An 8,971-nucleotide genomic window follows, 5' to 3' on the forward strand; every position below is an offset into this window, starting at 1 on the left:
GGGGCGCGGGGAACTGCGCGCGGGGGAACGGCAGCACCTGCAACTGGCTGACGGAGCCTCAGTTGCAGGTGGGCCGTCTTCCGATTCGCGCCGTTCCCCGCGCCCCTGCGGGGCGCTGCACTAGAGCTCGATGGAGGCCTTGGCCGGGAGGCCGGTCTGGGCGGCGATCGCGTTCCAGAGGGTGCTGGCCTGGTTCTTGGCGGTGGTGGCGGTGCCGCTCGCCGCGTCGCCGTTCTTGAGGTGCGGGTTGTCCTTCTTGTTCGGGTCGCAGGCGGCGATCGAGTCTGCGGCCCAGAGCGAGTACTCGCGGTCCGCGTTGGCCGAGGCCTCCCAGGCCTTCTTGAGCTGCTCGGCCAGGGCCGCCCCGCTCGGCAGCTGGTCGACCTTGAGCGCGGCCAGCCCGCTGACCAGCTTGTCGCGCTGCTGCGCCGCCTGGTCGAGCGCCGCCTGGGACTCCGGGAGCTTCTCGCACTTGCGCACCGACCCGACGGCGTTGACCACCGCCGTGCGGCTGGTGTTGGCCCCGCCGAGCAGCGCGGAGAGCGCCTCGGCCTGGGCCTTGGTCTCGGGGCTGACGGCCGCGCCGGAGGCCGCCGAGGCACCGGCGCTGGGCTTGGCGGGCGTGGTGCTGGTGGACTTCTTGCCGGCGTCCCCGCCCGTGTCGCCGCCGCTGGAGGCGATGGCGACCACGATGCCCACGACGGCCAGGGCGGCCACCACGCCGCCGATGACCAGCCGCTTGTCGGGCCCGCGGCGCGCGGGCTCGGGGGCCTGGGCACCGTAGGACGGCGCCGCCGGGTACTGCTGCGTCCCCGCGGCCGCCGGGAAGCCCTGCTGCCCGCCGAAGCTCTGCCCGCCGTAGGACGGCTGCGCCTCACCGAACTGCTGCTGCGGCTGCTGCGGCGCGCCGAACCCCTGCCCGCCGTACGTCTGCTGACCCTGCATCGGCTGACCGGGCATCGACTGACCGGGCATCGGCTGGCCCGCCGGGTACGGCGGCAGGTACTGGGTCGCCTGCGAGGCGTCCGCCGGGGCGGCCGGGGCCGCCGCCTGCGGCGGGACCCCGTGGGCCGGCGTCGCGTACTCCGGGCCGCCCTGGAACTGCCCGGTCGGGAAGCCCTGCTGGACCGGCTGGGCCGCCTGCTGTTGGGCCGCCTGCTGCTGGGCGGCGTCCGGCTCCGGCCGGAACAGGTCGTCCAGGTTGAAGTCGCCGGAGTTGTTGTACGAGCGGCGCTGGCTCAACGGGTTTCCTCACCTGTGCACGGCCTGCGTCCGCACCGCGGGCCTCTCTCGGTCTACCGCGCGCTCGCTGTGCCCCTGACCGCGCCGGAACGCCGACTATCGGGCCCAACCTACCCCGTACCCGTCAGCCCTGACTACGCGCCCCGGCAGGTCTCGGAGCGGGCTACGCGGCCTCCACCTCGATCCGGGCCTGGAACTCCCGCACCGCGCGGTGGCTGCGGTAGGGCTCCAAGCGGCGGCGGAACTCGTCCAGGTACTCCACGCCCCGGTTGGAGCGCAGCCCGCTGAGCAGCCGGACGGCCTGGGTGCCGGTCTCGCAGGCGCGTTCCACGTCGCGCTGCTGGAGCTGGGCGGTGGCCAGCAGCACCAGGTCGACCGCGCGGCGCCGAACCCGGGTGGGCGGGTGCAGCTCCAGGGCGGTGCGGGCGTACTTCTCGGCCTGCGCGGCCTGCTCCAAGTCCCGGTGGCAGTGCGCCAACTCGTCGGCCAGGTAGGCCTCGTCGAAGTGCACGATCCAGTCCGGGTCGTCCTCCGGGTTCCGCTGCTCCATGGCGGCCAGTGCCTTGGCCGCCACCGCCTCGCAGGAGCGGGCGTCGCCGAGCAGGGCGTGGCCGCGGGCCTCGGCGGCGTAGAACATCGCCATCGCGGTGGGGGTGGCCACCGAGCGCGCGCCCTCCTGGGCGGCGCGGGCGAGCTGGGCGATCTCCCGCGGGTTGCCGAGGGCGGCGGCCAGGTGGCTCATCGAGGCGGCCAGCACGTAGCCGCCGTAGCCGCGGTCGTCGGCGGCCTGGGCCAGCCGCAGGGCCTGGATGTAGTAGCGCTGGGCCAGGCCGGGCTGGCCGGTGTCCACCGCCATGTAGCCCGCGAGCTCCGTCAACCGCGCCACGGCGGCGAAGAGTTGACGGCCGGTCTGCTCGCGGTAGGCGCCGCCGAGCAGACCGGAGACCACGCTGTTGAGGTAGTGCACGACCACGGGGCGGACGTGGCCGCTGCCGAAGCGGTGGTCCAGGTCGACCAGCATCTGGGTGGTGGCCCGGATCGCCGCCACGTCCGCCGGGCCGACCCGGGGGCCGCCGGCCCGGGCCACCGAGGGGTCGGGCGGGGTGATCAGCCAGTCCCGGCTGGGCTCGACCAGCGCGGAGGCGGCCACGGTGGCGCCGGAGAGGAACTCCCGGCGGCCGACGTCGCTGCGCCAGAGCTCGCAGACCTGGTCCAGCGCTCCGCTGAGGGTGGCGGCGAACTGAAGCCCGATGCCGGAGCTGAGGTTCTTGCCGTCGGCCATGCCGATCTCCTCGACCGTGACGCTGCGGCCGAGCTTGCGGCCGAGCGCCTCGGCGATGACCGCCGGGGCCTGGCCGCGCGGCTGCTGGCCGCGTAGCCAGCGGGCGACCGAGGTCTTGTCGTAGCGCAGGTCGAGCCCGTGCTCGGCGCCACAGAGGTTCACCCGGCGGGCGAGGCCCGCGTTCGAGCAGCTCGCCTCCTGGATCAGCTGCTGCAGACGCTCGTTGGGCTGCCGTGCGACGAGTGCTCTTGCGGCCATGGGCTTCGCCTCCCCACGCCCCCGGCCCTGACCGGCGGGCGACGATTATGCTGCTCGGTTGCCGACGTGCCGACCGGTTAAGGCTTCTGAGTGCAGGTTAGCGATCAGCAACGCCAGCGGGATACCCACGGTGACTGGCCCGACCCCCACGCGCCCTGCCAAATGCCCCCGTGCGCCCCCTGTTGCGCCGTCAGGAGCCTGTTCCACCTCTACCCCGCCCCTAACGCCGGGAACCCATGCGGCAGTTGCGTTCCCGCCCCGGCGGCGCCCGGTCGGAGCCGCGCCGCGTCACCGGTTGGGGTGACATCGGGGCCCGAGCGAAACCGGGCCCGGCACAGCCCGTAACCCCACTCACGGACGGTAGTTGAGCAGCACGTGGAAGAGACCCCTCAAACGCCCAGGTCGGGCCTGCCCCCGCTGCTCATCGAGGCCGTCAGCTACGTCGAGGACCGGCACTGGGAGGTGGCGCAGGGCTGCTGGCTGATCGAGGGCGACGGCCCGGCGCGGTGCTCCTGCGGGGACGAGCGCTGCGAACTGCCCGGCGCCCACCCGACCGGTCCGGAGTGGCGGCGCAAGGCCAGCGCGGGCCCCGGGATCGTCCGCAAGTGGTGGACCGAGAACCCGGAGGGCTCGATCCTGCTGCCCACCGGCCGGTTCTTCGACGCGCTGGACGTGCCGGAGATGGCCGGCTGCCTGGCGCTGGCCCGGATGGAGCGGCTCAGCCTCCAGCTCGGCCCGGTGGTCTCCACCCCCGCCACCCCCGGCACCACCGGGCGGCGGCTGCTCTTCCTGGTGCTGCCCGGGGTGGTCGCCAAGCTGCCCGAGATGCTCCGCCGGCTCGGCTGGGGCCCCGGGCGGCTCGACATGGTGGCGCGCGGCGAGGGCGACTGGATCGTCGGCCCGTCCTCCCGGGTCGGCCTGTTCAGCTCGGCCCGCTGGGCCCGGCCGCCGTCCGAGATGAACCGCTGGCTGCCGGACGCCCAGGACCTGATCAGTCCGCTGGCGTACGCCTGCGGGCGGGAGGCGGCGCCGCTGCGGCCGCAGACCGCCCCGGCCACCGCGGGGCGCTGACGAGGCGTCAACCCGGCACCCCCGAACTGCCGTCCTACGCCTATCGGGTGAGGGCGCGCACCGCGCGGGATCACCGCGCACCGCTGACGGGTCCCGTCCCCCACCGGGGGCGGGGCCCGTCACGCGTCGGCGCAGGTGAGGCAGCGGATAAGACACCGGTGTACCCGGTGATCACCCGGGGAAGCCGCTCGTACGAGTGACGACGCTCAAGGATTGCCGGGATCTGCCGAGGGGAGGAACTCCTCCGAGAGGAACGCCGGCGGGGCGCTCGGACGGGGAAGCCGAGTGAGGCGGATCGGGGGGCTCTCCCGGGAGGGGTGGGGGACGGAGGGGAAGCGGGGGGCAGAGGGCCCGGTGCGAAGGGGACGCACCGGGCTCACAAGCTTCCGGGCTTCGTGGGGCGGGGATCAGACCTCGGCGACGAAGAGGTGGGCGGCGATGTCCTTGGGGAGCTCGGCCGCGTTCTCCCCCGCGCCGACCAGCAGGCCGCCGACGCCGGCGGAGACCCGGACGGTGGTGCCCGGCCGGATGCCGGCCCGGCGCAGGGTGAGCATCAGGGACTCGTCGTTCTGGATCGGCTCACCGATCCGGCGGACCACCACGTCCACCCCGGCCTCGCCCGGGCGGACCGAGTCCAGCGTGACCAGCGAGGCGTCGTGGCCCTCGCCCTCGGCCCGGGTGTCACCGAGCTCGTCCAGGCCGGGGATCGGGTTCCCGTACGGGGACTGGGTGGGGTGGCCGAGCATGGCGAGCACCTTGCGCTCGACCGTCTCGCTCATCACGTGCTCCCAGCGACAGGCCTCCTCGTGCACCTGCTCCCACTCCAGGCCGATCACGTCGACCAGCAGGCACTCGGCGATGCGGTGCTTGCGCATCACCCGGACCGCCAGCAGGCGCCCCTCCTCGGTCAGCTCGAGGTGGCGGTCGCCCGCGACCTGGAGCAGGCCGTCACGCTCCATCCGGCCGACGGTCTGACTGACCGTCGGGCCGCTCTGCTCCAGCCGCTCCGCGATCCGGGCCCGCATCGGCACGATGCCCTCTTCCTCCAGCTCCAGGATGGTGCGGAGGTACATCTCTGTGGTGTCGATCAGCCCAGACATCGCCGCTGGCTCCGTTCCTCGGTATCCTCACCGCCAATTCTGACGTACCCGGGGGACAACGACCGCCGCCGGACCCCATGTTCCCGGGCTTTCCACAACCACTGCGGCGATTTCGTCACTGTTGACAGCCGCCGCCCCCAGGCCGCACCGTGCTCGCCGTAGCTTTCTCCCAAACTGCGGTCTGGACCACGGGCCGCCCCCACGGTACGGAGATCTGATGAGCGACCTGGTCGGGCAGTACTTCGACGCGGCGGTGGAGCACCTGCACCGGATCCGGACGGAGGAGGCGGAGTCGATCGACCGGGCCGCCGCACTGCTCGCCGAGGCCGTCGAGGAGGGCCGCCGGATCTTCGCCTTCGGGGCCGGGCACTCCTCGCTGGCCGCCCAGGACGTGGTCTACCGGGCCGGCGGCCTGGTGGTGGTCAACCTGCTGAACGTGCCCGGCATGACCGGGGTGAACGTGATGCCGGCCAACCTGGGCAGCGCCCTGGAGCGGGTCTCCGGCCTGGCCACCACCACCCTGGACCTCACCCCGGCCCGGGCCGGGGACCTGCTCTTCGTGATCTCGCTCTCCGGCCGCCAGGTGATGCCGGTCGAGCTGGCCGAGCACGCCCGGGCCCGCGGCCTCTCGGTGATCGGCGTGACCTCGCTGGCCTATCCGGCCGAGGTGACCTCCAACCACCCCACCGGCACCTACCTCAAGGACCACTGCGACGTGGTGCTCGACAGCAAGATCGCGGTCGGCGACGGCGAGCTCTCCCACCCCGGCGCCGGCACCACCTTCGGCTCCGTCTCCACCATCGTCACCAGCGCGCTGATGCAGGCCGTGGTGGCCTCGGCGGTCGGCAAGCTGGCCGACCGGGGCGTCACTCCCCCGCTCTTCCGCTCCGGGAACGTGGACGGCGGCACCGAGTGGAACGTCAAGGTGATGGCGGACAACGCGGAGCGCATCTACTACACCTTCTGACCCGCACGATTCGCCAGTTCCCTTGTGATCGTCGGGAGTTGGGACACCCGAAGGGCGTAGCGGGGCTCCGCCCGGGGCAGTAGGTATAGAGCCTGCCAGACAGGCTCTGGGCGGAGCAGACGCGAGCGACGGGGGTCCGGATGGCGGTGGCCGGTGACGGGCGGTCGATGGGCTGGGTCCGGGAGGACGAGCTGATGCCCGAGCTGTTCTGGACGGCGGACTCCTCCTCGCTCCAGGGGCAGCGGCGGGCCGTCTCGCTCTCCCGCTGGGGCCTGCTGCTGCTGGTGCTGGCCGCCTTCGCCGGCTCCGCCGACGGCACCCTGCCGGCCTGGCTGGCGGCGGCCGCCTACCTGCTCACGGTGGCGCTGGCCGCCGTGGCCGGACGGCAGAACCCGCAGGGCCTCTGGTACGAGGGCCGGGCCGCCGCCGAGTCGGTCAAGACGCTCTCCTGGAAGTACGCGGTGCGGGCCGACGCCTACCAGCCGCCGCCGAAGACCCTGCCGGACGCCGAGCGGCTCTACGACGTCCAACTCGGCGGCATCCTGGGCCAGTTCGGCACCAGCCGGGCGATCCCCCAACTCTCCCGGGTGCAGGCCGAGTTGCAGGGCTGGCGCGGCCCGCTGGCCGGCCGCCCGGCCCGGCACCCGCAGATCACCGAGAGCATGCGGCAGCTGCGCGAGCAGCCGCTCGCGGTCCGCCGCGAGGTCTACCTGCGCGAGCGGGTGAAGACCCAGCGCGAGTGGTACCGGGGCAAGGCCCGGTCCTGCACCAACGCCACCCGCTGGGCCGACCTGCTGGGCGTGGTGCTGCCGCTGGGCGGTCTGGTGATGGCGGTGCTGCGGGCGCTCGGCGAGTTCAGCTTCGACGCGCTCGGCGCGGTCTCGGCGGTGGCCGCCTCGGTGGCCGCCTGGGCCCAGCTGCGCCAGTACCGGCCGCAGGCCGCCGCGTACTCCATCGCCGCCTCCGAACTCGCGGTGATCGAGGCCCAGTTGAGCCAGCTGCCGCTGGACACCCCGGACGCCGAGGAGACCTGGGCCCGGCTCGCCCGGGACGCCGAGGACGCGATCTCCCGGGAGCACACCACCTGGCAGGCCCGCCGCGAGGTACGCACCACCGATCCGTTGGGGATGTGACACCGGCGGCCCCCACCGACCGGGCGCCCGTGGGCGTCCCCGACCCGAGGAGCCCGATGGCGTCGTCACAGCTGGTGCAGGTGGGGGACGGCCGCACGCTGGCGGTGGAGACCTGGGGCGATCCGGACGGCAGGGCGGTCTTCCTGCTGCACGGCACCCCCGGCAGCCGGGTCGGCCCCAGCCCGCGCAGCTCGGTGCTGTACCGGCTCGGCGTCCACCTGATCTCCTTCGACCGCCCCGGCTACGGCGAGTCCACCCGGCTGCCCGGCCGCCGGGTCGCCTCGGCGGCGGCCGACGTGGAGGCGATCGCCGACGCGTTCGGCATCGACGGCTTCGCGGTGCTCGGCCGCTCCGGCGGCGGGCCGCACGCGCTGGCCTGCGCGGCGCTGCTGCCCGGGCGGGTGCGGCGGGCGGCGGTGCTGGTCAGCCTGGCGCCGCGGACCGCGGAGGGCCTGGACTGGTACGCCGGGATGACGGCCTCCAACGACCACGCCTACCACGAGGCCGAGCTCGGCCCGCACCGCTTCGCCGCCTCCTTCCAGGCCAAGTCCCGCCGGATGAAGGCCGACCCGGCCGCCGTGATCGACGGCCTGGTCCCCGAACTCCCGCCCACCGACCGGGTGGTGGTGACCGACTCGGGCATCCGGCGCCGGCTGCTCTCCACCTACGCGGCCGCCTTCCACTACAGCGCGGACGGCTGGATCGACGACGCGCTGGCCTTCACCACCGACTGGGGCTTCAAGGTCGAGGACATCACCGTGCCGGTCCGGCTCTGGCACGGCGCGGACGACCAGTTCTCCCCGGTGGAGCACTCCCGCTGGCTGGCCGAGCACATCCCCGGCGCCGAGCTCTACCTGGAGCCCGGCGCCGCCCACTTCGGCGCGCTGGCGGTGCTGACCGAGGCGCTGCGGTGGGCGGCGGGCTGACGTCTCATCGGACGGGCGTGACGGGGTCCTTGCCGGCCAGCACGGCGAGCACGTTGTCGACGGCGAGGTCACCCATCGCGCGGCGGGTGCGGACGGTGGCGCTGCCCAGGTGCGGGGCCAACACGGCGGTGGGCTGCGCCAGCAGCTCGGCCGGGACGGCCGGCTCGCGCTCGAAGTTGTCCACGGCGGCGGCGGAGAGGTGCCCCGAGCCGAGGGCGGCGGCGAGGGCGAGCTCGTCGACGATGCCGGCCACCACGCTCACCAGGACCGCGCCGGACGGGAGTCGGGCGATGGTGGTGGCGTCGAGGAGGTGGCGGGTCGCGTCCGAGAGCGGGCAGGTGACCACCAACACGTCGGAGGTGGCGAGGAGTTGGGGGAGGTCGACCCAGCGGGCGCCGTGCTCCTTCTCCGGCGGGAGCTGGGAGCGGTTGTGGTACGACAGCTCCATCCCGAAGCCGACCGCGCGGCGGGCCACGGCCTGGCCGATCCGGCCCATGCCGAGGATGCCGAGACGGGCGCCGGTGAGCTCGGTGCCGAGCATGAAGGTCGGCGCCCAGGCCCAGGGTTCGCCCGAGCGGATCAGGCGTTCGCCCTCGGCGAGGCGGCGGGTGGCGGCGAGCAGCAGCGCCCAGGTGAAGTCCGCGGTCGCCTCGGTGAGGACCCCGGGGGTGTTGGTGACGGTCACCCCACGGGCGGCACAGGCGGCCGTGTCGACGTTGTGGAACCCCACCGCGTGGTTGGCCACCACCTTGAGCCCCGGCCCGGCGGCATCCAGGAACTCCCCGTCCACCACGTCGTCCAGGGTGGTCACCACGGCCGCCGCACCCGCGACGGCCGCCAGCAGCTCGGCCCTGGGCATGGGCGCCTCGCTGTCGTGCAGCCGCACTCGGCAGTGCGGGGCCAGCCGCTCCACCACACCATCGACGAGCCGCCTGGTCACCAGTACCTGATCCATGCGGGGAGCCTATACGCGAGTGGCTGCGCCTCGGGGG

General features: G+C 74.1%; 8 protein-coding genes. 4 read left to right on the forward strand and 4 right to left on the reverse strand.

The window, feature by feature from the left end; all coding sequences use genetic code 11:
* Nucleotides 1-120: 120 nt before the first annotated feature.
* Nucleotides 121-1,242, reverse strand: coding sequence for a hypothetical protein (locus ACZ6ZR_RS38100; RefSeq protein WP_465650552.1), 1,122 nt, complete (start codon nt 1,240-1,242; stop codon nt 121-123).
* A 163-nt stretch (nt 1,243-1,405) separates the two neighbouring features.
* Nucleotides 1,406-2,782 carry a transcriptional regulator gene (locus ACZ6ZR_RS38105; protein ID WP_465650554.1) on the reverse strand — a complete coding sequence of 459 codons (1,377 nt, stop codon included), beginning with the start codon at nt 2,780-2,782 and terminating at the stop codon, nt 1,406-1,408.
* Nucleotides 2,783-3,157: 375 nt separating this feature from the next.
* Here ACZ6ZR_RS38105 and ACZ6ZR_RS38110 point away from each other — a divergent pair, with 375 nt between their 5' ends.
* On the forward strand, nt 3,158-3,853 hold the full coding sequence (locus ACZ6ZR_RS38110) for a bifunctional DNA primase/polymerase (protein ID WP_465650556.1): 696 nt from the start codon (nt 3,158-3,160) through the stop codon (nt 3,851-3,853).
* A gap of 407 nt (nt 3,854-4,260) precedes the next feature.
* Here the strand turns inward: ACZ6ZR_RS38110 and ACZ6ZR_RS38115 are convergent, their stop codons facing one another.
* Entirely contained in the window at nt 4,261-4,953 is a 693-nt protein-coding gene (locus tag ACZ6ZR_RS38115) for a metal-dependent transcriptional regulator (RefSeq protein WP_465650558.1), read from the reverse strand.
* 217 nt (nt 4,954-5,170) lie between these two features.
* Between ACZ6ZR_RS38115 and ACZ6ZR_RS38120 the strand changes: the two genes are divergently transcribed.
* The 3 genes from ACZ6ZR_RS38120 to ACZ6ZR_RS38130 all read left to right on the forward strand — a co-directional run bounded on the left by ACZ6ZR_RS38120 (nt 5,171) and on the right by ACZ6ZR_RS38130 (nt 7,979).
* Entirely contained in the window at nt 5,171-5,920 is a 750-nt protein-coding gene (locus tag ACZ6ZR_RS38120; protein WP_465650560.1) for a sugar isomerase domain-containing protein, read from the forward strand.
* Nucleotides 5,921-6,060: 140 nt separating this feature from the next.
* Nucleotides 6,061-7,053: a DUF4231 domain-containing protein gene (locus ACZ6ZR_RS38125; RefSeq protein WP_465650562.1), complete on the forward strand. Its 993-nt coding sequence runs from the start codon at nt 6,061-6,063 to the stop codon at nt 7,051-7,053.
* Between the two features lie 56 nt (nt 7,054-7,109).
* Complete coding sequence (locus ACZ6ZR_RS38130; protein ID WP_465650564.1) at nt 7,110-7,979, forward strand: alpha/beta fold hydrolase; 870 nt, start codon at nt 7,110-7,112, stop codon at nt 7,977-7,979.
* 4 nt (nt 7,980-7,983) lie between these two features.
* Here ACZ6ZR_RS38130 and ACZ6ZR_RS38135 read toward each other — a convergent pair whose 3' ends face one another.
* Nucleotides 7,984-8,934, reverse strand: a complete 951-nt coding sequence (locus ACZ6ZR_RS38135; protein WP_465650566.1) for a 2-hydroxyacid dehydrogenase — start codon at nt 8,932-8,934, stop codon at nt 7,984-7,986.
* Nucleotides 8,935-8,971 lie beyond the last annotated feature (37 nt).

Source organism: Kitasatospora sp. NPDC088742, from assembly GCF_055584905.1.

Coding starts and splice junctions, on each gene's coding strand:
- ACZ6ZR_RS38105 (WP_465650554.1), bottom strand. CDS start 2,782: ATGGCCGCAAGAGCACTCGTCGCACGGCAGCCCAACGAGCGTCTGCAG.
- ACZ6ZR_RS38115 (WP_465650558.1), bottom strand. CDS start 4,953: ATGTCTGGGCTGATCGACACCACAGAGATGTACCTCCGCACCATCCTG.
- ACZ6ZR_RS38120 (WP_465650560.1), top strand. CDS start 5,171: ATGAGCGACCTGGTCGGGCAGTACTTCGACGCGGCGGTGGAGCACCTG.
- ACZ6ZR_RS38125 (WP_465650562.1), top strand. CDS start 6,061: ATGGCGGTGGCCGGTGACGGGCGGTCGATGGGCTGGGTCCGGGAGGAC.
- ACZ6ZR_RS38130 (WP_465650564.1), top strand. CDS start 7,110: ATGGCGTCGTCACAGCTGGTGCAGGTGGGGGACGGCCGCACGCTGGCG.
- ACZ6ZR_RS38135 (WP_465650566.1), bottom strand. CDS start 8,934: ATGGATCAGGTACTGGTGACCAGGCGGCTCGTCGATGGTGTGGTGGAG.